Origin of the sequence: Bartonella sp. WD12.1, assembly GCF_002022415.1 — a bacterium.
Classification (GTDB): domain Bacteria; phylum Pseudomonadota; class Alphaproteobacteria; order Rhizobiales; family Rhizobiaceae; genus Bartonella.
On sequence record NZ_MUBG01000001.1, the window covers coordinates 217,292 to 241,855 of the forward strand.

20 protein-coding genes and 1 pseudogene are annotated in these 24,564 nt (G+C 36.5%); 10 read left to right on the forward strand and 11 right to left on the reverse strand.

The window, feature by feature from the left end; genetic code table 11:
- Window positions 1-15: 15 nt before the first annotated feature.
- The 3 genes from BWD121_RS00740 to BWD121_RS00750 all read left to right on the forward strand — a co-directional run bounded on the left by BWD121_RS00740 (window position 16) and on the right by BWD121_RS00750 (window position 3,903).
- Window positions 16-1,302 carry an RsmB/NOP family class I SAM-dependent RNA methyltransferase gene (locus BWD121_RS00740; protein WP_078662966.1) on the forward strand — a complete coding sequence of 429 codons (1,287 nt, stop codon included), beginning with the start codon at window positions 16-18 and terminating at the stop codon, window positions 1,300-1,302.
- 133 nt (window positions 1,303-1,435) lie between these two features.
- Window positions 1,436-2,992, forward strand: coding sequence for a glutamine-hydrolyzing GMP synthase (gene guaA / locus BWD121_RS00745; RefSeq protein ID WP_078664034.1), 1,557 nt, complete (start codon window positions 1,436-1,438; stop codon window positions 2,990-2,992).
- Between the two features lie 170 nt (window positions 2,993-3,162).
- Window positions 3,163-3,903 (forward strand): glycerophosphodiester phosphodiesterase, encoded by a 741-nt coding sequence (locus BWD121_RS00750; protein WP_078662967.1) that lies wholly within the window; start codon window positions 3,163-3,165, stop codon window positions 3,901-3,903.
- Window positions 3,904-3,986: 83 nt separating this feature from the next.
- Here BWD121_RS00750 and BWD121_RS00755 read toward each other — a convergent pair whose 3' ends face one another.
- The 7 genes and pseudogenes from BWD121_RS00755 to BWD121_RS00785 all read right to left on the reverse strand — a co-directional run bounded on the left by BWD121_RS00755 (window position 3,987) and on the right by BWD121_RS00785 (window position 11,160).
- Entirely contained in the window at window positions 3,987-5,024 is a 1,038-nt protein-coding gene (locus BWD121_RS00755) for a sn-glycerol-3-phosphate import ATP-binding protein UgpC (protein WP_078662968.1), read from the reverse strand.
- Window positions 5,025-5,026: 2 nt separating this feature from the next.
- On the reverse strand, window positions 5,027-5,878 hold the full coding sequence (ugpE, locus tag BWD121_RS00760; protein ID WP_078662969.1) for a sn-glycerol-3-phosphate ABC transporter permease UgpE: 852 nt from the start codon (window positions 5,876-5,878) through the stop codon (window positions 5,027-5,029).
- A gap of 11 nt (window positions 5,879-5,889) precedes the next feature.
- A complete protein-coding gene (ugpA, locus tag BWD121_RS00765; protein WP_078662970.1) occupies window positions 5,890-6,774 on the reverse strand; it encodes a sn-glycerol-3-phosphate ABC transporter permease UgpA in 885 nt (294 codons plus the stop codon).
- 105 nt (window positions 6,775-6,879) lie between these two features.
- Window positions 6,880-8,204: pseudogene (ugpB, locus tag BWD121_RS00770) on the reverse strand (sn-glycerol-3-phosphate ABC transporter substrate-binding protein UgpB).
- Between the two features lie 379 nt (window positions 8,205-8,583).
- Window positions 8,584-9,522: a zinc ABC transporter substrate-binding protein gene (locus tag BWD121_RS00775; RefSeq protein WP_078662971.1), complete on the reverse strand. Its 939-nt coding sequence runs from the start codon at window positions 9,520-9,522 to the stop codon at window positions 8,584-8,586.
- Between the two features lie 9 nt (window positions 9,523-9,531).
- Window positions 9,532-10,404, reverse strand: coding sequence for a metal ABC transporter permease (locus BWD121_RS00780; protein WP_078662972.1), 873 nt, complete (start codon window positions 10,402-10,404; stop codon window positions 9,532-9,534).
- Window positions 10,405-10,419: 15 nt separating this feature from the next.
- Window positions 10,420-11,160, reverse strand: coding sequence for an ABC transporter ATP-binding protein (locus BWD121_RS00785; protein WP_078664035.1), 741 nt, complete (start codon window positions 11,158-11,160; stop codon window positions 10,420-10,422).
- A gap of 693 nt (window positions 11,161-11,853) precedes the next feature.
- Between BWD121_RS00785 and nrdH the strand changes: the two genes are divergently transcribed.
- Genes nrdH through nrdF form a run of 4 tightly spaced genes read left to right on the forward strand, consistent with a single transcriptional unit; the run spans window position 11,854 to window position 15,597 of the window.
- Window positions 11,854-12,078: a glutaredoxin-like protein NrdH gene (gene nrdH, locus BWD121_RS00790; RefSeq protein WP_007477950.1), complete on the forward strand. Its 225-nt coding sequence runs from the start codon at window positions 11,854-11,856 to the stop codon at window positions 12,076-12,078.
- The gene (gene nrdI, locus BWD121_RS00795) at window positions 12,078-12,470 is read left to right on the forward strand and encodes a class Ib ribonucleoside-diphosphate reductase assembly flavoprotein NrdI (RefSeq protein ID WP_078662973.1); all 393 of its coding nucleotides are present in this window, start codon (window positions 12,078-12,080) and stop codon (window positions 12,468-12,470) included. The genes nrdH and nrdI overlap by 1 nt, the downstream gene beginning before the upstream one ends.
- Window positions 12,458-14,608 carry a class 1b ribonucleoside-diphosphate reductase subunit alpha gene (nrdE, locus tag BWD121_RS00800; protein ID WP_078662974.1) on the forward strand — a complete coding sequence of 717 codons (2,151 nt, stop codon included), beginning with the start codon at window positions 12,458-12,460 and terminating at the stop codon, window positions 14,606-14,608. The genes nrdI and nrdE overlap by 13 nt, the downstream gene beginning before the upstream one ends.
- 14 nt (window positions 14,609-14,622) lie before the next feature.
- The gene (gene nrdF, locus BWD121_RS00805) at window positions 14,623-15,597 is read left to right on the forward strand and encodes a class 1b ribonucleoside-diphosphate reductase subunit beta (protein WP_078662975.1); all 975 of its coding nucleotides are present in this window, start codon (window positions 14,623-14,625) and stop codon (window positions 15,595-15,597) included.
- Here the strand turns inward: nrdF and prmC are convergent.
- The 4 genes from prmC to secA all read right to left on the reverse strand — a co-directional run bounded on the left by prmC (window position 15,594) and on the right by secA (window position 20,869).
- On the reverse strand, window positions 15,594-16,460 hold the full coding sequence (prmC, locus tag BWD121_RS00810; RefSeq protein WP_078662976.1) for a peptide chain release factor N(5)-glutamine methyltransferase: 867 nt from the start codon (window positions 16,458-16,460) through the stop codon (window positions 15,594-15,596). The genes nrdF and prmC overlap by 4 nt on opposite strands.
- A complete protein-coding gene (prfA, locus tag BWD121_RS00815) occupies window positions 16,457-17,536 on the reverse strand; it encodes a peptide chain release factor 1 (protein ID WP_078662977.1) in 1,080 nt (359 codons plus the stop codon). Before prfA ends, prmC begins: the two co-directional genes overlap by 4 nt.
- Before the next feature lie 183 nt (window positions 17,537-17,719).
- Window positions 17,720-18,136, reverse strand: a complete 417-nt coding sequence (locus tag BWD121_RS00820; protein ID WP_078662978.1) for a Fur family transcriptional regulator — start codon at window positions 18,134-18,136, stop codon at window positions 17,720-17,722.
- A gap of 15 nt (window positions 18,137-18,151) precedes the next feature.
- The gene (gene secA, locus BWD121_RS00825) at window positions 18,152-20,869 is read right to left on the reverse strand and encodes a preprotein translocase subunit SecA (protein WP_078662979.1); all 2,718 of its coding nucleotides are present in this window, start codon (window positions 20,867-20,869) and stop codon (window positions 18,152-18,154) included.
- Between the two features lie 412 nt (window positions 20,870-21,281).
- On the opposite strand from secA, the gene BWD121_RS00830 reads away from it, so the two are divergent.
- The 3 genes from BWD121_RS00830 (at window position 21,282) to mutT (ending at window position 24,118) form a co-directional block, all read left to right on the forward strand.
- Window positions 21,282-22,232: a peptidylprolyl isomerase gene (locus BWD121_RS00830; protein WP_078662980.1), complete on the forward strand. Its 951-nt coding sequence runs from the start codon at window positions 21,282-21,284 to the stop codon at window positions 22,230-22,232.
- 100 nt (window positions 22,233-22,332) lie between these two features.
- Entirely contained in the window at window positions 22,333-23,571 is a 1,239-nt protein-coding gene (gene argJ, locus BWD121_RS00835) for a bifunctional glutamate N-acetyltransferase/amino-acid acetyltransferase ArgJ (protein WP_078662981.1), read from the forward strand.
- 133 nt (window positions 23,572-23,704) lie between these two features.
- Window positions 23,705-24,118: an 8-oxo-dGTP diphosphatase MutT gene (mutT, locus tag BWD121_RS00840; protein ID WP_078662982.1), complete on the forward strand. Its 414-nt coding sequence runs from the start codon at window positions 23,705-23,707 to the stop codon at window positions 24,116-24,118.
- The last annotated feature ends 446 nt before the right edge of the window (window positions 24,119-24,564 follow it).

A 24,564-nucleotide genomic window follows, 5' to 3' on the forward strand; every position in this document is an offset into this window, starting at 1 on the left:
GAATAGGACAATAAATTGCGATTAGGTGGACGTTTGCAAGCAGCAATAGATGTTCTAAAAGAGATAGAGATGCGGCATCGTCCTGCAAGTGAAGCTCTAAAAGATTGGGGGCTTTCTCATCGTTTTGCTGGAGTGAGTGATCGTGCAGCAGTTGGTACAATTGTTTATGATGTTTTAAGACGACGTTATTCATTACAATGGCGTATGGATAGTGATGATATTCGGAACATAGCTTTTGGAGCTTTGTTAGATACCGGAGCAATGACAATTGAACAGATTGATAGTACTTTAGAAGGAGACCGATTTGCACCACAATTATTAGCCCCTGAACAGCGTCATTCATGGCAAAAACGTCAGCTATTTGATGCACCAGACTATATTCGTGGTGATATTCCCCAATGGTGTCAAGCTCATTTTCAACCCTTATTTGCTGACAATTGGGTAACTGAAGCTGCTGCTTTAGCAACACGTCCTCCATTAGATTTACGAGTAAACAGTTTAAAAGCAACACCAGAGAAGGTGCTCAAAGAATTAGCAAAAATAAAAGTTCAACCTTTTTCGTGGTTTAGACAAGCTTTAAGAATTGCACCAATTGAAAAATTTGGTCGTCATCCTAATGTGCAAATTGAACCCGCTTTCCAAAAAGGGCACTTTGAAGTACAGGATTTGGGATCTCAAATTGTTGCTCATCTTACAGAAGCGAAAGCAGGTATACAGTTATTGGATTATTGTGCAGGAGCTGGTGGAAAAACATTAACGTTGGCTGCCAATATGAATAATCGGGGGCAAATTTATGCTTATGATTCAAATAAAGTCCGCTTAACTCCTATTTTTAATCGTCTTCGCCGAGCTGGTATCCATAATGTACAATCACGGGTGCATGTAGAAGAATTAAAGCCACTAGTAGGTCAGATGGATATAGTTTTATTAGATGCTCCATGTAGTGGAACAGGAACATGGCGCCGTCGCCCAGATGCAAAATGGCGTTTGACACTAGAACAAGTAAAACAGCGTCAAGCAGAACAATTCGCTATTTTGAATGAAGCATTGGTTTATCTTAAGTCGAATGGACGTTTAGTTTATATTACATGTTCCCTTTTTATAGATGAGAATGAAGAGCAAATTTCCCGTTTTCTTCAACAACATTCCAATTTCTGCTCTGTAGATTTGCGTGCACTTTGGCAGCGACATTTTAGTTCTTCAACTATACAACCAATGTTTTCAGATTATGGATTGACTCTATCGCCAGCATCAACTCAGACAGATGGTTTCTTTTTAGCTGTTTTACAAAAGAAGCATTGAAGATATATTTCCACGTTTTTTATTTTAAATTGTATAACAATGATATTTTTCTAATGCCAAAAGGCTTGTGAAAAGAGAAAGATTAAATCATAAATCTCATTTGCTATTCTTTGCAATTATTGATTGGTTTTCTATGAGTACATCGCATTCAAATACTATTCTTATCATTGATTTTGGTTCACAAGTTACACAGCTGATTGCACGGCGAGTGCGGGCAATAGGCGTTTATTCCGAAATTGTTCCTTTTCAATTGGCTTTGGAGAAGTTCAAAAGTATTAAGCCTAAAGCTGTTATTTTATCGGGTAGTCCTTATTCGACTGTTGATGATGGTTCACCGCGTGCTCCGATAGAAATTTTTGAAGCCGGCATTCCAGTTCTTGGTATTTGTTACGGTGAGCAAATTATGTGTGTTCAACTTGGTGGAAAAGTTGAAGCTGGACATGAGCGTGAATTTGGGCGTGCTTCTTTGGAAGTAAAAGAGGCAAGTGCGCTTTTTGATGGTGTTTGGGAAAAAGGGTCGTGTCAACAAGTATGGATGAGCCATGGTGATCGCGTAACAGCTTTGCCAGAAGGTTTTCGTGTAATCGGAACATCGCAAGGTGCTCCTTATGCCGCCATTGCTGATGAGAAACGGCATTTTTACGCAGTGCAGTTTCACCCTGAAGTTGTCCATACACCAGATGGTATAAAACTTTTGCAAAATTTTGTTTATAAAATCTCTGGTCTTAAAAGTGACTGGTCCATGGCTGCTTATCGTGATCAGGCTATAGCTGCGATTCGCAAAAAAGTCGGAAAAAGTCGAGTGATCTGTGGTCTTTCAGGTGGGGTGGATTCATCGGTTACAGCTGTATTGCTTCATGAAGCGGTAGGAGAGCAACTGACATGTATTTTTGTAGATCATGGGTTGATGCGTAAGAATGAAGCTGAAGAAGTTCTTACATTGTTTCGCGATAATTATAATATAAAGCTTGTTCATGTTAATGCTGCTCATAGGTTTATCAATGCTCTGAATGGTGAAACAGATCCAGAGAAAAAGCGCAAAACTATAGGTCATCTTTTTATTGAAGTTTTTGAAGAAGAAGCAAAAAAAGTAGGTGGTGCGCAGTTTTTAGCTCAAGGAACACTTTACCCAGATGTTATTGAAAGTATTTCAGCTGTTGGTGATGCAATAACAATTAAAAGTCACCATAATGTGGGTGGATTACCAGAGCGAATGAATATGCAACTTGTAGAGCCATTGCGTGAATTGTTTAAAGATGATGTTCGCTCTTTAGGGAGAGAGTTAGGTTTGCCTGAACAATTTATCGGTCGTCATCCTTTTCCAGGTCCTGGTCTTGCAATTCGATGTCCAGGTATAGTAACGCCTGAAAAATTAGAAATTTTATGTGAAGCGGATGCTATTTATCTTGATGAAATTCGTAAAGCGGGTCTTTATGACGAAATTTGGCAGGCTTTTGCTATTCTTCTTCCTGTTCAAACTGTTGGTGTTATGGGTGATGGACGCACTTATGAATTTGTTTGCGCTCTTCGTGCTGTAACATCTGTAGATGGTATGACTGCTGATTTTTATCCATATAATATGAATTTTTTAGGCAAGGTAGCAACGCGTATTATTAATGAGGTTCGAGGTATTAATCGTGTTGTTTATGATGTAACTTCAAAACCTCCTGGTACCATTGAGTGGGAATAATTAGGATCAAATGCAAGTATTTGAACAATAAAATTGTTGAAAGGTGGTATTTAATGCAATTGAAGGAAAAGGATAATTGCTTGGGGAGTAAGTGTTCTTGAGTTGATATTGTCTTTAATCCTCATCTTATTTTTAACTGATATAGTGTGAAGTTTGGAAGTAAAATATCTATGTTTAAACCAAAAATTGTTGCTCATCGCGGTGGATCTAGTCTCTATTGCGAAAATACACTTTCAGCATTTCGTCACGCAATTGCATTGGGAGTTGATGAAATTGAATGTGACATTCATCTCCTTAAAAGCGGTGAGGTAGTTGTATTTCATGATTTTTGTCTTGAGCAATTGGTGGGGCAAAAAGGTTATATTCATGATATTGATAATGAAACGCGTAAACAACTATGTGTAAAAGGTAGTACTGAGTCTCCTCCTTTATTAGAAGAATTATTAGATCTTTTAGTACCAACAAATGTTGCACTGCATCTTGAAATTAAAACATGTGGTGCGGTTGAGCGTGAATATATTTTATCTCAAAAAGCTCTTGGATTGATTAATAGCCGAAATTTGGCAAAACAAGTTTCAGCAATTAGTTTTGATTCTGCTTGTTTGCGTCCTTTTGTTGAGGCGGGAATACCATCTGGTCCATGTATAGATAATTTTGAAGGTGATATGTTTTGTCATTTTTCTAAATGGAAACAATTGGGGTATTCTGATCTGAGTCTAGATGGTTCAACTGTATCGCGAAACTTTATTGAATCTGCACTCGATTTTGGTTTTACTGTCGGTGTTTGGACAATAAACGGGAAGGCTCGTTTATCACATTGGCTTGATATGCCTGTGCATTATATTACAACAGATCAACCTGATCTTGCTTTACAATTACGTTCACAACAGGAAAAACAGTCTCTATTATAATTTATATGTCATGACAAAGACGAAAGTTAGTTAAATGAACATTTTCTGATACAGCTTATGAGCTTTAAATTAAGCTTTTGTAATTATGTGCGCTTTCCTGTAATCTTATTAAAAGTGTGAAAACTCTGATTGGGAACGGTGAAATTTAATTTTTGCCCATAATTACTTGTAAGGCGCTCTTTTATATCAACCGTGAAAACGGTATCATTCCAACGTGTTAAGACATGACACCCTGTTCCTACAAATTTGATGAGTTCAATATGCGTATGAAAAACTGGACCTTTGTCTGGATGCTCACCTAACAAAATTGCTTCTGGTCTAAATGCTAAAATATCAGTTTGTTCGCTACAAGAAAATGAACTATTTAAATGTTGTTCTAGAGTTTGGCGATCAAGAAAATTCATAGGGGGAGAGCCAATAAAGTTCGCAACAAATATTGTTTCTGGATAATCGTAAATTTCCATCGGTGTTCCAATTTGTTCGATAGCTCCTTTATTCATAACGACGATTCTATCAGCCAGTGTCATAGCTTCTAGTTGATCGTGGGTAACATAGAGACTGGTTGTTTTTAGTGAACGTTGTAGTTTTTTAATTTCAATACACATTTGTGTACGCAATTTTGAATCAAGGTTTGAAAGCGGTTCATCAAAAAGAAAAACACGTGGTTGGCGAACAATGACACGTCCCATTGCAACACGTTGACGTTGCCCTCCTGATAATTGCTGTGGCTTACGATCAAGAAATGGCTCTATTTCCAAAAGTTTTGCAGCATGTGTAACGCGCCTATTAATCTCTTCTTTGGGTGTTTTTCGATTTTTAAGGCCGTATTCCAAGTTTCCACGTACTGTCATATGTGGATAGAGTGCGTAATTTTGGAAAACCATAGCAATGTCACGATCAGCTGGTTCATAATCGTTGATATGTTCATTATCAATATAGAGCTCACCTGAGGTGACTTGTTCGAGCCCAGCAATGATACGTAATAAAGTTGATTTTCCACATCCTGAGGGACCAACAATAACAAGAAGTTCGCTATCAGCAACGGTTAAGTTTAAATCATTAATGACCACAATGTCATTGTCATATTGTTTTTTTATATTTGATAACTGAATGATAGCCACAGCTATTTCTCCGTTTCAATGAGGCCTTTAACAAAAAGCCGATACATGCAGATGACAACTAAAACAGGTGGTACCATAGCAACAACTGATACTGCCATAAGGATATTCCATTGGGGATCATGTTGAAGTGATTCTACAACAAGTTGTTTTAGGATAATAAGAATAGTTTGGTGGTCTTGATCTGTCATAACAAGTAGAGGCCAAAGATACTGTATCCATCCATAAACGAACATGATAATAAATAAAGAAGCTATATTATTTTTACTAAGAGGCAAAAGAATATCCTTAAAAAACTTAAATGGTCCTGCGCCATCAACGCGGGCAGCTTCTAAAAGTTCATCGGGAACAGTCAAAAAGAATTGACGAAATAAAAATGTAGCGGTTGCTGAAGCAATCAATGGAATAATCATTCCACTGTAAGTATTTATCATGTTTAATTGTGCAACGACTGCATATGTTGGAATAATACGAACTTCAATGGGTAACATTAATGTGACAAAAATCAGAGCAAAAGCCGTTTTACGAAAAGGGAAGCGCATATAGACAATTGCGTAAGCAGAGAGGAGCGAAATAATAATTTTTCCAACGCTAATACCAATTGCCATTATGAGTGAGTTTATTAAAAGTGGTAGAAGGTTTGGAAGACCAAGTTGCGCAAGACCATCACCAAAAATGGTTTTATAATTTTCTAAAGTATATTGTCCTGGTAGGAGAGGGAGTGTTCCCGAGCTAAATGCAGCTGAGTTATGAGTTGAAGCAATAATAGCAATGTAAACTGGAAAACAAATAATAATAATGCCAACAATGAGGATAAGATGGGTCAGAAATGTCAAAAAAGGGCGATTTTCAACCATAATTTCTTTCCTTAATATTGTACACGGCGATCAATCCAGCGAAACTGGATAAGTATTAAGCCAATAACCATAAACATTAAGATTATTGATTGCGCTGCTGATGCTCCGATTATTTGGTTTCTAAAACCGTCGTTATATATTTTATAGACAAGCGTGGTTGTTGCATGCGCAGGTCCTCCAAAAGTTATATTATCAATAATGCCAAATGTATCGAACATGACATAATTGATATTGATAACAAGAAGAAAAAAGGTTGTTGGTGAAAGTTGTGGGAAGACTATAGTCCAAAATCGTTTAAAGGGACCAGCGCCATCAATGGCAGCTGCTTCTATTTGAGATTGTGGTATAGATTGAAGTCCAGCTAGAAAAAAGAGAAAATTGTAGGAAATTTGTTGCCAGCTAGCAGCAATCACAATAATGATCATTGCTTGAGTACCATTAATACGGTGATTCCAAATAATATTTATTTTCTCAAGCAGAAAAGGAACAATTCCAATAGTTGGGTGGAAGATAAACAACCATAATATACCAGCTACTACGGGGGCAACCGCATAAGGCCAGAGCAAGAGTATTGTGTAAGCCTTTTTTGCATGAATAATGCGATCAGCTGAAACTGCTAAAAGAAGCGATATTGTCATTGAAACAACAGTAACAGAGACAGAAAATATTATGGTTGTAAGAAATGATTTTATATAAATTGGATCAGAGAGAACTGTTATGTAGTTTTCAAATCCAATAAAAGTTGTGGTTAAACCAAATGGGTCTTCACGCTCAAAAGATGATTTTATTGCTTGGGCAGTAGGCCAAAAGAAAAACAAGAAAGTTATAGCAAGCTGAGGAAAGAGTAGACAATAAGGAAGTAGTCTATTTTTAAAATATGCATGTTTTTCTTGCATTTGCAGTGCTCTTTAGTAAGAGGCGTTGGAAGAGAAATTAAAAGAAAGTTGGAAAAATCGGCTTTTAAAGTCGAATTTTTAGCTTTTAGCAATAATCATGAAATCTTAATGATTAGCTTTTTCAAATTCACGTAAAAGCTTATTGCCGCGTTCAACCGCTTTATCCAATCCATCTTTAGGTGTTTTAGAGCCATTAAGAATAGCTTCCAATTCTTGGTCAAGGATAGAACGAATTTGTGGCAAGTTACCAAACCTTATTCCTTTTGAGTTCTCTGTTGGTGGGTTGAGATCAATTTGTTGAATAGCGATATCTGCACCTGGGTTTTTTTCATAGAAATGTTGTTCTTTGTTTAGCTCATAAGCAGCTTTTGTGATGGGGAGATAGCCTGTTGTCTGGTGCCATTTTGCTTGATTATCTGTCCGCGAGAGGAATTTGAGAAAGGCCGCTGCTCCTGCATATTCTTCAGGTGTATGACCTTTTAAAACCCAAATAGAAGCCCCCCGATAATTGAATTTTGTGGTGTATTTTGCACATCAGCATAATAGGGCAGCATACCAACTCCAACATTAAACTGAGCTTCTGAAATGATGCCGTTAAGCGACCCTGAAGATTGTATAAAGATTGCACAATGTTGTGCCATAAACATTGGAGCTGAATCTAATGCACCAGCTGGGCCACCGTAGCGAAAAATACCTTGATCTGACCATTTTTTAAGGTCAGTCCACATACGTATTTGCAAAGGTCCATTCACTGTTAGTTCTGAATCAAGCCCATTAAAACCGTTTTCTTTTGTTCCGAAGGGGATATTATGTAATGCTGAAAAATTTTCTAAACCAATCCATTGGGCTGCATAAGCCATTGTAAAACCGCAACTTGCTGCTTTACTGTCAAGAATTTTTTTGGAAAAATTTTCGACATCTTGCCATGTTTTGGGTGGCTGTTCTGGATCAAGTCCTGCTTTTTTAAAAATGTCTTTATTATAAAAAAGAATTGGTGTTGAAGCATTGAATGGCATGGAAAGCATTCGTCCTTTCTCATCAGAGTAATAGCTACTGATGGTAGACAAATAGTCTGCAGAGTTAAATTCTTGCTTTGTGTCATTCATGAGTTGATAAAGTGGATAAATTGCACCTTTTGCAGCCATCATGGTACTCGTACCAATTTCATAAATTTGGGCAAGAACAGGCTGCTGTTTTCCGCGAAATGCTGCAATAAGTGAGACCATGCTTTCTTCATATTCTCCGCGAAATGAAGGAATGATTTCATAATCAGATTGGCTTGCATTAAAATCATTAATTAAATTTTCAGTTTGTTTTCCTAGCTCACCGCTCATAGAATGCCAAAAACTGATTTTTGTTTGCGTGAAACCCGTTGTTGCTGCAGTCATAACAATTGCAAATGCTGCTGCGGAAAAATAAAAACGGTTCATGATTCACCTTTTCTGAATTAATGGAACACAGTTCTTTCAAGATTATATACTACGATGCATAAATAATACCATGATGGTTCATTTCAGAAATGCGTTAATTCATTTAAATATGAACCATGAAAAGGTCAAACGAATTTGTATAAGCTTACCAATTTTACCATTTTAGAAATATTATGCCAATGAGTACAATAATAACTATAAGTAATTGACTACAATAATTCAAAAAAGAGTAGAATAGAGAACCGATCAAATATAAAAGAAGTCGGCATTTTTTAGATAAGAATATACAGTAAAATTTATTATCTTCAGTAAGATGTCGTTGAGCTTTTGTAATGTTTGTCGATAGTTTTGAACATTATTTTGAATTGTTGTTTACATCTTAGTTATTGATAATTTGAGTAGTCTGTATTGCATTGATGATAGTGTTAACATTGTATTGTATCATACTCAGATAAGTTGTTGCAGGGCCATTTTTTTCCGATAATGCATCAGAATAAAGAATGCCACCAATTTTCAAATTTGTCTCTTTTGCAATCTGTTCTATAAGGCGGGGATTGGAGATATTTTCAACGAACAATGCAGATGCTTTATTGGCTTTAATTTGCTTAATAAGGTTGGCGACATCTGCTGCAGTGGCTTCTGTTTCTGTTGAAATACTTTGAGGGGCAAGTATAGTAAAATCATATTCATAAGCGAAATAACTAAAGGCATCATGAGATGTAATAATGGTACGCTTATCTTTTGGGATGGTCGCAATTTGTGTTGTGATGGCTGTTTGCAGTGTATCGAGTTTTTGGAGATAAGCATCAGCATTTTTATTATAGCTTTCACATGATTGGTGATCGATTGTACAAAAAGCAACAGCAATATTTTTAACATAAATTTTTACGTTAGAGATAGCTTGCCAAGCGTGTGGATCAATACTGTTGTGACGATGATGTTTTGTACCGTGTTCTTGATCTTTAAGTGTGAGGGCGGGAATATTGGCACTAGCTTCAATAAGAAGTGCTTTTGTATTACTTGCTGCGATGATTCGGTTAATAGAATCTTCTAAATGGAGTCCATTTACAAAAATGATATGAGCGTCTCTAAGAACTTTTACATCACGTGGAGTGGGTTCATACGTATGAATGCTTGCATTAGGGCCAACTAGAGTTGTCACGGAAATATGATCACCTCCTACATTTTCTACCAAGTCTGCGAGAATAGAAAAGCTTGCGACAACTTTAATTTTATTATTTGCAGTAGCAGAAGATGAAAAAAAGGAGAAGAATAAAATAAAGCCGAACAAGGCAAATTGTTTAACACGTATGTGCATATTGTTCTCCTATGATGAAGAAGAGATATAAAAAAAACGAGGGAACCGTGCTGCAATAAGGCCGCGTGGGCTTATAAAGCAAGAGAGAATATAGATAAATCCTGCAACTAAAATAATAGTAGGGCCAGAGGGAAGTGACATGTGAAAAGAAAGTAGTAGACCAAATGCGCTAGAAATTATTCCTAAGATGATAGATAGCACACAAATAGGTCCTAACCGCGAAAGCCAAAAACGAGCCGTGATGGCTGGAATCATCATAATGCCGACTGACATTAAAGCTCCTAGTGAGTGGAAACCACCAACCAGATTAAATACCGTAAGTCCAAGTAATAATATATGAATATATTTTCCTAAGGGAGAAAGTGATTTAAAAAACAATGGATCAAGGCTTTCCATTATAAGAGCACGCCAGAAAATACACAGACTGCTCATTGTTATTAACATTAAGGTGGTAATTAACCAAAGGGCTTCTGTGTTAATAGAAAGAACTGAACCAAATAAAAAATGAAGAAGATCAACAGTTGATCCTTTGAGTGAAATAATAATCACTCCTCCTGCCAACGCAATAAGGTAAAAGACTGCCATTGATGCGTCTTCTTTTTGAAAGCCATTGCGTGAAATTAAGGCAGTTGCTAACGCGACAATAATGCCTGCTATGATTCCACCAATAGCCATAGGAATGAGGTCAAACCCATAAAATAGAAAGGAAATTGCGACACCAGGAAGAATAGCATGAGACATAGCATCGCCTATTAAGCTCATTCCACGCAGTGTTAAAAATACACCAATAGGACAGGCGCTAATGGCTAATAGAGTCGAACCGATTAAGGCATTTTGCATGAATTTGAAATCAATGAAAGGTGCAAGGAAAAATTCGTACACGTATTATGATCCAATCTACTTAGAATCACTGACGGGGAAATATTGTTTTGGTGAATTGTTAGGGGAAAAACTGGGTATGAAAAATGGCACGCTATGATGGTCACTAGGGGTGAGGAGTGGTGTTGTTTCTCTATAAAAGGCACATTGTTTATTGATTTGAATCGTTTTGGGAAAATGTTCTTGAACAATAAGGGGATCGTGTAGTGCCATAAGAACAGTTCGTCCTTGTTTTTGCCAATGAGTAATTAGTGTAAGAAGATCTTTTTGGGTATTAAGATCCACCCCGTTGAAGGGTTCATCAAGCAATATGATATCAGAATCCTGTACAATAATACGTGCAAAAAGAGCACGCTGTAATTGACCACTTGATAGTGTATCAAGCGAACGATTAGCGAGCTCTGTAAGCCCAACTATTTCGAGTGCATTTTTAATTTTATCTTGATAAGAGCGCTGGTTTTTCAATAACCCACAAAAAGACCACAGTCCTGTCTTTATAAGTGTTTCTACATTGATTGGAAACGTTCGGTCAATTTCACACTGTTGGGCAAGATAAGCGATACGGCTTTTCATTGGTTTTGTAATTTTGCCACTAATAGGCTTAATCAATCCTGCGATGGCTTTAAGCAATGTAGATTTTCCAGAACCATTATCACCAATTATTGCGATTAATGAGTTCACTGTTAATTTTGCTGAAAAATCCTTTATTATTGTCCTATTTGCATAACCTAGTGTTACATTGTTGAAATATAAGCACATATCCATACCATTTTTATTCTTCCTACATAAGTTATGTTATATAGTTACATTTGTCAATGAAATGTTATATCATTGCATATGTTTTTGAAGGTTATATACTTTGGTGGGAAGATCGTGGAAAATTCACAATAATGGTTGAATTTTTCTTGACGAAATAACGTGCGTGTATACTATATATAGTATCGAAATGATTGATGATTTTAAATGAGCACAAATGGGAATATCACGCATTTTTGAAGCTCTGACTGCTTCTACAATATAGCAAAATTGTATTATGAATAATTAAGTAGTAGTTCCGCTAAAATGTTTGTTTAGCGAAGGGGGGCTTTTTTTATTTATAAATCGAAAACCTTTTTGCAATGTGAGAAGCCTAGAGGGGTATAAGGAACATCCTCTTACTATTTTTATAAAAACAGTAAGAGAGGGGAATGGAAAATGAGTAAAGTAAGATGTTAAAAATGTTGTTTTGTAACTGATTATTGTGAAATGACCATTTGTTAGCATCAAGTTTTTATTATTTAGTAATGGAGTGTCATAACTTAATATCTAAGGTTTGTATTTATTTGTAACTAAAATATAGCTGCGTGTATTTTACATGAAAGTTACTGTTTTTATTATTTTGTAAGTATTTGTATAAATTGTCAGAGTAAACTTTTTTAGGTTGTTTTTTTTGAAATATGAAAGTTGAAGAGAATGTCTATAACTATTTATAGTAAGCCATCTTGTGTCCAATGTAATGCTACTTATCGTGCCTTCGATGCTAAAGGTATTAATTATCGTGTCGTTGATATTTCACGTGATGAACAAGCCTATAATTTTATTCAATCTCTAGGGTATCGTCAGGTTCCTGTAGTTGTATGTGGTGAAAATCATTGGTCGGGTTTTAGACCAGATATGATTAATGGTCTTTGTGGCTAATGGGGCTTATTGTCTATTATTCGAGTGTAACGGGTAATACTGAGTATTTCGTTTCTCAGCTAGGTCAACAGCTTTTCAAAATTGATAAAAAAAAACCATCTGTGTTGGTTAGGGAGCCTTATATATTGGTCGTACCTACCTATGCAGATGGAGAAGGTAGGATGGCGGTGCCAAAGCCCGTTATTCATTTCCTTAATGAAATAGAAAACCGTAAATTAATTCGTGGAGTAATTGGAGGCGGAAATCGTAATTTTGGTTGTAATTATAGTTTAGCGAGCAAGATTATTTCTGAAAAATGTTTTGTGCCTTGCCTTTATCGTTTTGAGTTGCGTGGAACAGATGAAGACGTTATTTTTGTTAAAAAGGGATTAGAAAAGTTTTGGAAAAAATAGATATGGAAGGGCTTCAGAAGCCGGATCAAATTACAGATTATCATGCACTCAATGCAATGCTTAACCTTTATGATGAAAATGGTCATATTCAATTTGATATGGATCGTCTTGCTGCACGGCAATATTTTCTCCAGCATGTTAATCAAAATACGGTTTTTTTCCATGATTTGAAGGAAAAAATAGATTATCTGATAGAAGAAGGTTATTACGAAAAAGCGTTATTTGAGCTTTATGATTTTTCTTTTGTCAAAAAGCTGTTTAAACGTGCTTATGCATTTAAGTTTCGTTTTCCTACCTTTTTGGGGGCGTTCAAATATTATACCAGTTATACGCTAAAAACCTTTGATGGAAAGCGCTATCTTGAGCGTTATGAAGATCGTGTTTGCCTTGTTGCTTTATATTTAGCGCAAGGCAACAAAACTCTTGCTGAGTGTTTGGTTGATGAGATTATTACAGGGCGGTTTCAACCTGCCACACCAACATTTTTAAATGCAGGAAAAAAGCAACGAGGTGAGTTGGTATCGTGTTTTCTATTGCGGGTTGAAGATAATATGGAGTCGATTGGGCGCTCAATTAATTCAGCTTTGCAACTTTCAAAACGTGGTGGAGGTGTTGCGCTTTGTTTGACTAATTTGCGAGAAGCAGGGGCACCGATCAAGCAGATAGAAAATCAGTCATCTGGTGTTTTGCCTGTGATGAAATTGTTAGAAGATGCATTTTCTTATGCTAATCAACTTGGTGCGCGACAAGGTGCTGGTGCTGTCTATTTACATGCTCATCATTTAGATATTATGACATTTTTAGATACAAAGCGCGAAAATGCTGACGAAAAGGTTAGAATCAAAACTCTTTCGCTTGGTGTTGTTATTCCTGATATTACTTTTGAACTTGCACGTAATAATGAGGATATGTATCTGTTTTCGCCTTATGACATCGAACGGGTTATGGGAAAACCTTTTAGCGACATTTCTTTGACGGAACATTATCGATCTTTTGTTGATAATTCAAAAATCCGTAAGAAGAAAATAAGTGCGCGTGTTTTTTTCCAGACATTAGCGGAAATACAGTTTGAATCAGGTTATCCATATCTTTTATTTGAAGATACAGCTAATAGAACCAACCCGATAGCGGGCCGTATTAATATGAGTAATTTATGCTCAGAAATTTTGCAGGTAAATGAAGCAAGTGAGCTGGAAGCAGATTTAACTTATCGTACAGTTGGGAATGATATATCGTGTAATCTTGGTTCAATGAACATTGCAAAAGCGATGGAAAGCAGTAATTTTGGTTGGACAGTGGAAACAGCTGTTCGTGCTCTTACTGCTGTTTCTGATATGAGTAATATTGCGTGTGTACCTTCTATTGCAAAGGGCAATTCCGAAAGCCATGCAATTGGTTTGGGACAAATGAATTTGCATGGTTTTTTAGCACGTGAGCGGATTTATTATGGATCGCCGGAAGCTATTGATTTCACTAATATCTATTTTTATACAGTGGCATATCACGTACTGCGTGCTTCCAATTTAATTGCACGCGAACGTCAGAAAGTATTTGTGGGATTTGAAAAGTCAGCTTACGCAGATGGCAGTTTTTTTTCAAAATATATTGAAATAGAATGGAAACCACAATTTCCACTTGTACAAGAGCTTTTTGAGCGTAATAACATCGTTATACCAAATCAAGAAGACTGGAAGGAACTCAAGAAATCAGTTATTGAACATGGGCTTTATAATCGCAATCTTCAAGCTATTCCGCCTACAGGGTCTATTTCCTATATTAATCATGCGACTTCTTCGATTCATCCAATTGCTTCAAAGATTGAAATTCGTAAAGAAGGCAAAATTGGACGCGTTTATTATCCTGCTCCTTATATGGATAATACAAATTTAGATTTCTATCAGGATGCTTATGAGATTGGGCCTGAAAAAATTATTGATACTTACGCTGCTGCGACGCAGCATGTAGATCAAGGTCTTTCGTTGACTTTATTTTTTCCTGATACAGCTACTACACGTGATGTTAACCGTGCACAAATTTACGCTTGGAAAAAAGGTATAAAAAGTGTTTATTATATCCGTCTGCGGCAAAAGGCATTGAGTGGAACAGAAGTTGATGGCTGTGTTTCGTGCAGCTTGTAGAAGGAAAATATTATATGACACGAATTTCAACTAAAAATCCTGTTATTTGCGCTGTAAATTGGAATAAGTTGCATGATGAAAAAGATCTTGAAGTTTGGAATCGTTTAACTGGAAATTTTTGGTTGCCTGAAAAAGTACCACTTTCCAATGATATTCCTTCATGGACAAGTCTAACAGAGGAAGAGCGCAAGCTGACAATTCGTGTTTTCACGGGGCTGACTTTGCTTGATACAGTTCAAAATACTGTAGGAGCCATTTCACTTATGGCTGATGCAATAACAGAACATGAGGAAGCTGTTTTGACAAATATTGCATTTATGGAAGCAGTTCATGCACGTTCTTATTCTTCTATTTTTTCAACCTTATGTTCAACAGCAGAAGTCGATGATGCTTTCAGATGGTCAGAAGAAAATGTTCATTTACAGAAAAAGGCAACGTTAGTGCTTGAACGTTATGAAGCAAGTGATCCGTTAAAGAAAAAAATTGCTTCGACTTTGCTTGAAAGCTTTTTATTTTATTCTGGTTTTTATTTACCTATGTATTGGTCAAGTCGTGCTAAGCTGACTAATACAGCTGATTTAATCCGGCTTATTATCCGTGATGAAGCGGTTCATGGTTATTATGTTGGTTATAAGTTTCAATTAGGGTTTGCTAAACTTGATGAAGCTAAAAAGCAAGAAATAAAAGACTTTGCTTTTAATATGCTGTTTGATCTTTACAGTATTGAATGTAAATACACTGAAGATCTTTATGACGCTATCGGATTGACAGAAGATGTTAAAGTTTTTATTCATTATAATGCAAATAAGGCATTAATGAATTTAGGTTTTGAGCCTCTTTTTCCACCTGAAGTTTGTCGAGTTAACCCTGCTATTTTGGCAGCTTTATCGCCAAATTCCGATGAAAATCATGACTTCTTTTCAGGTTCAGGTTCTTCTTATGTTATTGGTAAAGCAGTTGCAACCACAGATGACGACTGGGAATTTTAAGCATTAAGTGAAAAAAGAAGTGCGCGAGGTATGCCATTTAAATCTTTGCGCATTTTTAAATATTCGAAACCATTTTTTTTAAACAAATCGCAGACTTCTTTTTGCTGAGAATATCCAATTTCAACAGCGACATAGGCTTTTTCTTTTAGATAATTTGCTGATTCATGTGCGAGTTTTCGATAAAAATCAAGACCATCTTTTCCACCAACTAAAGCACGTAGCGGATCATGCAGACGCACTTCTTTTGCAAGGTTTTGAACATCTTTTTCTGGAATATAGGGTGGATTGGAAATAATAAGATCAAATTGGCCTGTAACGGCAGTAAACCAATCACTAAGCAAAGGTGTAAAGCGTTGCGCAATGTCTGCATGCTTCGCATTTTTTGTAGCTGTTTTTAAGGCATCTTCAGAAATGTCAACGGCTATTGCATAAGTTTGAGTAATTTGTTTGAGAATAGCAATAGCAATGGCACCACTTCCTGTTCCCATATCAAGCAAAGTTGCTTTTCCTGTTTTTTCTACCTGTTTTTTAAGAATTGGCAAAACAAGATCGACCAGTGTTTCTGTATCAGGGCGTGGCTCTAATGTATCTTGAGATAAAGCAAGTGATATACCATAAAAATCTCGTTTTCCAATAATGCGATGGGTGGGTTCTCCAGCAATACGGCGCTGTATGGCTTTTTCTAATTGTGCGATCTGTTTAGAGGACAGACGCATATTTGGTTGCAGAATTCGATCAGTAGTGTTTGTGCCCGTTACCCACGCAACAAGTAGCTTTGCATCAAGATTGGCTTCAGGAATTCCTTGATATTGTAACTTTTTCTGGATTTTCCGGATGGTACTGTTGAGAAAATGATCACTCACTTGTTATCATCCATTTCAGTAAGGAGTCCTGTCTGATGATTGGAAATAAGTGCATGAATAAGTTCATCAAGATCTCCCTCCATGACACGATCAAGCTTATACAAAGTAAGATTAATACGATGGTCAGTCACACGTCCTTGTGGGAAATTGTAGGTACGAATACGTTCCGATCGATCACCGGAGCCAATTTGAATTTTACGAGATTCTGAACGCTCATTTTCTGCTTTTTGTCGTTCAATATCAAATAAACGCGCGCGTAAAATTTGGAGTGCACGTGTTCGATTTTGGTGTTGTGATTTTTCTGCTTGTACAACCATAATTCCTGTTGGAATATGGGTGATACGTACAGCTGAATCCGTTGTATTTACATGCTGCCCACCTGCACCAGAAGCACGCATTGTATCAATACGGATATCTTCTGGGTGAATTGCAATGTCAATTTCTTCTGCTTCTGGGAGTACCGCAACGGTAGCAGCTGATGTATGGATACGTCCACCAGCTTCTGTTTCAGGGATTCGTTGTACTCGGTGAACACCTGATTCAAATTTAAGTTTGGAAAATACACCTTTGCCAGAAACGGTAGCAACAATTTCTTTATATCCACCAACATCTCCATCACTTAATGAAATAATTTCAACTTTCCAATTGTGAGTATTGGCATAACGTTCATACATGCGAAAAAGGTCACCAGCAAAAAGCGCTGCTTCCGATCCACCTGTTCCTGCTCGAATTTCAATAATAGCGCTTTTTTCATCAGCAATATCTTTGGGTAGAAGAAGAATTTGGAGTTCTCGCTCAAGTTGCTCAATTTGTTGGTATAATAATAACAGTTCTTCTTGAGCAAGATTACGCATTTCCACATCTGTTTGCTTATCACTAATGATGTTTTTGAGCTCTTCTATTTCTTTGTAGAGAGCATTTAATGTGCGTATAGGGGTAACAACTAGCTGTAATTCTGCATATTCAGAAGCTAATTTTATATAAGTTTCAGCATTTGGGCTTCCAGCCATTTGGCTTTCAATTATTTCAAAGCGCTTTTCAATCTGCTTTATACGGTTTTGCGGCAAAGAAACCATGGGCAATATTAGCCTAATTTTGTTATGATATAATATTAATGGTTCGTATAATCATCATATGGTAGAAGCTTGATCAAGTAAAAAAACGTTTTTAACTATGAAAACTGTAAAATTCTAAAGCGAATTTGTGTAAAACTGATTTTGCGTGAGCAATTTCTGGATGAGGCACATAAAATCACCAATCTAGGAATTACGTTTTTTTCCATAAAGTTCGAGACGGTGGTGAATTATATCGTAACCAAGAGAATGAGCGATTTCTTCTTGCAATTTTTCAATAATATCAGACTGAAATTCGATAATGTGTCCTGTTTCTACATCAATAAGGTGGTCATGGTGTTGGCCATTTGCTTGTTCAAAACGCGATGGTCCGCCACTGAAAGCGTGACGATGAATTGTTCCGTTTTCTTCTAATGTTTTCATTGTACGATAAACAGTCGATAGTGAAATACTAGAATCTATTTTGTTTGCACGCTGAAAAATTTCAAATGCATTGGGGTGGTCATCTGTATCAGTTAAAATATCGAGAATAATACGCCTTTGGCGTGTTATTCTTAAACCTGCAGCTCGCAATACTTGTTCATAATTTTGTTTTTTGTCCATCTTAACTGTCTACTTCTATATGAAGGAGCCATGACAATGTTTATATTTTTTTGCTGAACCGCAAGGACAAAGCTCATTGCGTCCAATTTTTCCCCATGTGGTTGGATCATTGGGGTTACGTTCAGTTGGATCAACAAACCTATTTTCTTGTGTTTGAGCCCACAAGAAAGTGTCATTTTTTTCATTTTGATTATCAGAAGTAGAATGATCAGCGCCGGTTTGCACAGGTGTTGCTGGTTCTGTAGGTTGTTGAATAACTTCAAAACGCATGAGTTTAGAAATAGCATTTCTACGTAGGTTTCTAAGCATGGTTTGAAAGAGTTCAAATGCCTCTGTTTTATATTCATTAAGAGGATCCCGTTGTGCATATCCACGAAAACCAATAATAGAACGTAAATGGTCTAAATTAACGAGATGTTCACGCCATAATGTGTCAATTGTTTCAAGTAATATAGCTTTATGAAAGTAAGCTATAATTTCTGGACGATATTGTTCAGTACGCTCATTTTCAAGTTTGGTAACTGCTTCTAATACACGTTCAAAAATTTGTTTTTCAGCAACTCCATCTTCTTTTGCCCATTCTTCCACTGGTAGTTCAAGATTAAAAAGCTGATGCAACTCTTTTTGCAGAGTTTTCGTATCCCATTTTTCAGAATATGTTCCAGATGGAATGTAGGCTTCTACCAAATTATCAACCACTTCATGTCGCATTTCACTAATTGTTTCCGTCAAATTTTCTGCATTCATAATTTCCATGCGTTGCTCAAAAATAACTTTGCGTTGATCATTCATCACATCGTCATATTTTAACAGATTTTTACGGATTTCGAAGTTTCGTGCTTCAACTTTTTTTTGAGCTTTTTCAAGCGCTTTATTAATCCATGGATGGATAATGGCTTCATCTTCTCTCAATCCAAGTTTTTGCAGTACGCTATCCATACGGTCGGAACCAAAGATACGCATAAGATCGTCTTGAAGTGAAAGAAAGAATTTTGAACGACCTGGATCGCCCTGACGCCCAGAACGACCACGAAGCTGATTGTCAATACGACGACTTTCATGGCGCTCGGTAGCAAGAACATAAAGACCACCGGCAGATAATGCTTTTTCTTTAAGTTGCTTGACGTCTTTTATAATTTCTTCAATTCTAGCAGTTCGTTCTGCTCCTTCAGGGATATCCTGTAACTCTTGTCGAATTCGCATCTCAACATTACCACCAAGCTGTATGTCAGTACCACGACCTGCCATATTTGTTGCGATGGTTAATGCTCCAGGAACACCAGCTTGTGCGATAATATATGCTTCTTGTTCATGGTAGCGGGCATTTAAAACTTTAAAATTGGTAATACCTTCTTTGCGTAAGCGTTCTGCTAGTTGTTCTGATTTTTCAATAGAAGTAGTACCCACAAGAATAGGTTGTCCTTTTTCGTGAGCTTGACGAATATCACGCACAATGGCACGATATTTTTCTTCTGCTGTTCGATAGATTTCATCATCTTCATCAAGACGTTGTACCGGAAGATTTGTAGGGATTTCAACAACTTCAAGGCCATAGATATTATTGAATTCTTCAGCTTCTGTTACAGCTGTCCCAGTCATGCCAGACAATTTTTTATACATACGGAAATAATTTTGAAAAGTAATAGATGCTAATGTCTGATTTTCTGGTTGAATGGCTACATGTTCTTTGGCTTCTAATGCTTGATGCAAACCTTCAGAATAACGCCGCCCTGGCATCATACGGCCTGTAAATTCATCAATAATAACGATTTCGCCATTACGGACAATATAATCTTTGTCCTGAATAAATAGTTTATGGGCTTTCAAGGCGTTGTTAATATGGTGAACAGTAGCAACATTTTCTATGTCATAGAGGCTTCCACTTTTAAGAAGCCCGGCTTGTTCAAGCATTTTTTCAATTTTTTCAGTACCGATTTCGGTAAAAATTGTTGTTTTTTGTTTTTCATCTATTTCATAGTCTTCTGGAGTTAGAGAAGAAATAAATGTGTCAATAAGATTATAGAAGTCGGTACGATCTTCTAGAGGACCTGAAATAATAAGAGGGGTACGTGCTTCATCTATGAGGATTGAATCAACTTCATCGATAATTGCATAATGATGTCCACGTTGAACCATTTGGTTAGGGCTAAAGGTCATATTATCACGTAAATAATCAAAACCCAATTCATTATTTGTCGCATAGGTAATGTCACATGCATAGGCTGCTCGGCGAGCATCGCTATCGAGATCATGTAGAATAACACCTGTGCTTAGACCCAAAAATTCGTAAATTTTGCTCATTGCTTCAGCATCACGGCTAGCAAGATAATCGTTCACAGTAACAACATGAACGCCTTTTCCTTCTAATGCATTGAGGTAAACTGGCAAAGTTGCCATTAATGTTTTACCTTCACCGGTACGCATTTCAGCGATGCCTCGATCATGAAGAACCATTCCACCGATGAGTTGTACATCAAAAGGACGCATGTTATAAACGCGTTTTGCTGCTTCACGGACAGTTGCAAAGGCTTTCACCAAGAGCGAATCAATAGTTGCGCCTTCGGTTAATCTTTGACGGAATTCGCTAGTTTTTTGGCAAAGCTGTGTATCACTTAATTTTTGGAATTGCTCTTCCAACGCATTAATTTGTACAACTTTTTGGCGAAAAGTTTTGATGCGACGCTCATGAGCCGAACCAAAAAGTTTGCGTACAAAAACACCTAAATTGACCATTCTGGTCCTTTCTTTTATTTATTACCATTGCGCTTGGTCGCTTCAATATCAAATATATTGCCCCTATTTTGTATCTCTTAAAGGTACTTGATACAATCAAAATGTGGGCAGTATTATCATATTTTTAGTAGGTAACTTTTTTATATTTAAATTTTACCGTAGAGATAAAAGGCTAAATTCATCGTGTCAACTTTAGGAATATTATTTAGTTTATAGAGTATAGAATGATTTAGGGTATAATATGACATTTTTCACTATGGTTATGGTATATATTATCCGAGTAAAACAAGATAAAAGGATAAATTCTGTGTTTTTTTAACAAAATTGCTGATTTATTTATCATGTTAGAGATTAAAGTGCTATGATAAAAATTGAAGCCTGGAAGTACATTCATTCTTAAGGGAGTATATTTATGAAATTCAAATTAACAACGCTCTTTGTGACATCAACTTTATTGGTAAGCACGAGTTTGAGTGTAGTGGCTCAAGATCACGTAAAATCTGCACCAAATGATTTGAATACTTTGGATAAAGCCTCAGCAAAGCCGATTGCACCTTCTCACGTTATGGCCATTATTAATGGGAAGAGTATTACAGCGGGTGAATTGGATGAGCTAGCACTTGAAATAAATCCTAATTTGGCACGTCTTACTGATGAACAGCGTCGTATAACAGTTTTAAAAGCCTATTTAGATATGCAAGCGCTTGCTAAAGCAGCAATTGAGAAAGGTATCGATAAGACAGAAGTTTATGATAAGCGTATGGCAATTATGCGCGATAATGTTCTTCAGCAACTTTATTTTAAACAGATGGTTGTTGATAAAATTCAAGATGCTGATTTGCAAGCTCTTTATGATAAGGAAGTTGCTGCTTTACCTAAAGAGGATGAGGTTAAAGCGCGTCATATTTTGGTTAAAACGAAAGAGGCAGCAGAAGCTATTATTAAGCGCTTAAAGAAGGGGGAAAATTTTGAAGAGATTGCAAAAAAAGATTCAACAGATGGTTCGGCTTCTGTAGGCGGTGATCTTGGTTATTTTAGTTATGGCCAAATGGTTAAACCCTTTGAAGATGCTGCATTTAATTTGAAAGTTGGTGAATACACTAAAAAACCTGTTGAAAGCCCATTTGGCTGGCATATTATCAAAGTGGAAGATCGTCGCCCCAAACAGCCTCCTGCATTTGATGATGTTAAAGAGGTATTACGTACACAGATTATGAAAGATCGTTATCATGCGTTAATCACTGATTTGCGTAATAAGGTAGATGTGAAATATCCTGATTCTCATATTGCAAAACTCATGCAATCACTTAATGAAAATAATGCAGCTCTTCCAGGTGAAACATCCAATGAAGAAGAGGAATAATATTTTTTCAATCTAGGTATTTGATGTTTTTTCTTTTTCAAAAATTTCAGCAATTATTTAATTGTATGAGATTTTATTGATTTTGACGGGAAAATACATAATGGCTGTACAGATATCGCCTTTATCTCCCAAAACAATACAAGAGCTTCCGCCATTATCTAGTGTACGAATAGCAACGGCGGAAGCTGGGATTAAATATAAAAATCGTACAGATCTTCTTTTAATCGTATTTGATGAGCCAGCAAATGTGGCAGGTGTTTTTACACGTTCTAAATGTCCGTCTTCTCCTGTGGATCATTGTCGTGCATCGCTTTCTCATGGAGTTGCAAGGGGTGTTGTTGTTAATTCTGGGAATGCAAATGCTTTCACAGGGTGTAAAGGTAAGCAAACAACAGATGCGATAGTACACACTGCAGCAAGTATCTTAAAGGCTAGAGAAAATGAAATTTTTGTAGCTTCTACTGGTGTTATTGGCGAATTAATGGATGCATCTTGTTTATTAAATCTTTTGCCCAATATGGCTGCTGAAGCAGAGGAAGGCAATTGGTTAGAAGCTGCAAAAGCTATTATGACAACTGATACGTTTCCAAAGCTTGCAACACGCAGATTTGACTTTGGGGGGAAAATTGTGACCATTAATGGAATTGCAAAAGGTTCTGGTATGATTGCTCCAGATATGGCAACAATGCTTTCTTTTGTAGTAACTGATGCGGCAATTGCTTCGGATATACTTCAATCTATGTTATCAGAGGCAGTTCAGGGATCTTTCAATTCCATTACTGTTGATAGCGATACTTCAACATCCGATACATTGATGGTATTTGCAACAGGGAAAGTAACAGGTAATTCCCTTTGTTTGACGAGTAAATCAGATCCGCGTTATAAGGTGTTTACGAAGCAATTGGGTGATCTTTTACATGAACTTGCATTACAAGTTGTCTGTGATGGTGAGGGGGCTCGTCATTTAATTGAGGTTAGTGTAACTGGTGCTACAACAGATAGTGCCGCTAAAAGCATTGCTCTATCAATTGCAAATTCACCACTTGTAAAAACGGCTATTGCGGGTGAAGATGCTAATTGGGGGCGGGTGGTTATGGCAGTTGGAAAAGCTGGTGTTGAAGCAAATCGTGATCTCTTAACGATTTGGTTTGGCGAACATCGTGTGGCTGTCAATGGAGAGCGTGATCCTGATTATAGTGAAGAGATGATTAGCACTTATATGAAAAGCCAATACATTACGATTCGTGTTGATATCGGTCTTGGAAGTGGTAAAGCAACAGTTTGGTCTTGCGATTTAACAAAAGAATATGTTGCAATTAATGGCGACTATAGAAGTTAATTGATATAATATAAATTCAGATATTAAGTATACATTCTCTTTTAATTATTAGATGCTCAAGCTTTTGCTATTCTTTAGGTGGGGGGGATAATAGAAGAGCTTAGAGTTATTATATTACTGTTGGAGACAAGTAATGCAGATAAAACGCTCACTTCTTCTTGTCGTTGCATGTGCATTGTTGGATCAAGATAATCGAGTTTTACTTGCAAAAAGGCCTCCAGGAAAATCAATGAGTGGTTTGTGGGAATTTCCTGGTGGAAAGGTTGAAGAGGGGGAAACACCAGAGGAATCATTGATTCGTGAATTAAAGGAGGAGCTTGATATTCATGTTCAAAAAAATGATTTTTTACCTTTAACATTTGCAAGTCATAGTTATGAAACATTTCATTTATTAATGCCATTTTATATATGTCGCCATTATAGGGGCATCCCTCAAGGACGAGAAGGGCAAAATTTAAAATGGATTTTTATTAACGATCTTGATAAATATTCTATGCCCGATGCTGATAAGCCATTAGTGCAGGTGTTGAAAAATTTTCTTCTGTAATATGTTTATGAGTGGAGAAAATATTAAAAAATGGACGTTTTGTTCATTAAATATCTTGATAAAAGGAGACTTTAAATAGATCTACCTCCGAAAAGGTGTTTTGTGATTATCCTCAAGGATTTTCTTGTTTCTTTTTTAAGATCAATTGCTCAATCATTACTGTTTATGGCTTTTATATATCGTTTTTCATTGAGATGCGGTAGTGATTGCATGTAGCTTATTATTTATGGAAGAAATATTATATTCTTTAAATAGAATTTTGCAGATATGTAAAAATCAGCTTATTTATTTTCTATTTTTATATAACTGTGAATAGGTGCAAATTCGTTTCTGGCCTATAACTAATAAAAAGAATGATTTTGTAAAAATGTAGTAAGCTCTATATTTTTTAAATATTACAAGTGAATTTTAAATTATATATTATTTTTTAATGTAAAGCACAAAAA

What these genes read in the sequence shown, in the direction of transcription:
- secA (WP_078662979.1), bottom strand. Translation starts at nt 20,869, where the DNA reads ATGGTCAATTTAGGTGTTTTTGTACGCAAACTTTTTGGTTCGGCTCAT.
- guaA (WP_078664034.1), top strand. Translation starts at nt 1,436, where the DNA reads ATGAGTACATCGCATTCAAATACTATTCTTATCATTGATTTTGGTTCA.
- mutT (WP_078662982.1), top strand. Translation starts at nt 23,705, where the DNA reads ATGCAGATAAAACGCTCACTTCTTCTTGTCGTTGCATGTGCATTGTTG.
- BWD121_RS00830 (WP_078662980.1), top strand. Translation starts at nt 21,282, where the DNA reads ATGAAATTCAAATTAACAACGCTCTTTGTGACATCAACTTTATTGGTA.
- BWD121_RS00775 (WP_078662971.1), bottom strand. Translation starts at nt 9,522, where the DNA reads ATGCACATACGTGTTAAACAATTTGCCTTGTTCGGCTTTATTTTATTC.
- ugpE (WP_078662969.1), bottom strand. Translation starts at nt 5,878, where the DNA reads ATGGTTGAAAATCGCCCTTTTTTGACATTTCTGACCCATCTTATCCTC.
- BWD121_RS00785 (WP_078664035.1), bottom strand. Translation starts at nt 11,160, where the DNA reads ATGTGCTTATATTTCAACAATGTAACACTAGGTTATGCAAATAGGACA.
- nrdF (WP_078662975.1), top strand. Translation starts at nt 14,623, where the DNA reads ATGACACGAATTTCAACTAAAAATCCTGTTATTTGCGCTGTAAATTGG.
- nrdH (WP_007477950.1), top strand. Translation starts at nt 11,854, where the DNA reads ATGTCTATAACTATTTATAGTAAGCCATCTTGTGTCCAATGTAATGCT.
- nrdI (WP_078662973.1), top strand. Translation starts at nt 12,078, where the DNA reads ATGGGGCTTATTGTCTATTATTCGAGTGTAACGGGTAATACTGAGTAT.
- prfA (WP_078662977.1), bottom strand. Translation starts at nt 17,536, where the DNA reads ATGGTTTCTTTGCCGCAAAACCGTATAAAGCAGATTGAAAAGCGCTTT.
- ugpA (WP_078662970.1), bottom strand. Translation starts at nt 6,774, where the DNA reads ATGCAAGAAAAACATGCATATTTTAAAAATAGACTACTTCCTTATTGT.
- argJ (WP_078662981.1), top strand. Translation starts at nt 22,333, where the DNA reads ATGGCTGTACAGATATCGCCTTTATCTCCCAAAACAATACAAGAGCTT.
- BWD121_RS00820 (WP_078662978.1), bottom strand. Translation starts at nt 18,136, where the DNA reads ATGGACAAAAAACAAAATTATGAACAAGTATTGCGAGCTGCAGGTTTA.
- BWD121_RS00750 (WP_078662967.1), top strand. Translation starts at nt 3,163, where the DNA reads ATGTTTAAACCAAAAATTGTTGCTCATCGCGGTGGATCTAGTCTCTAT.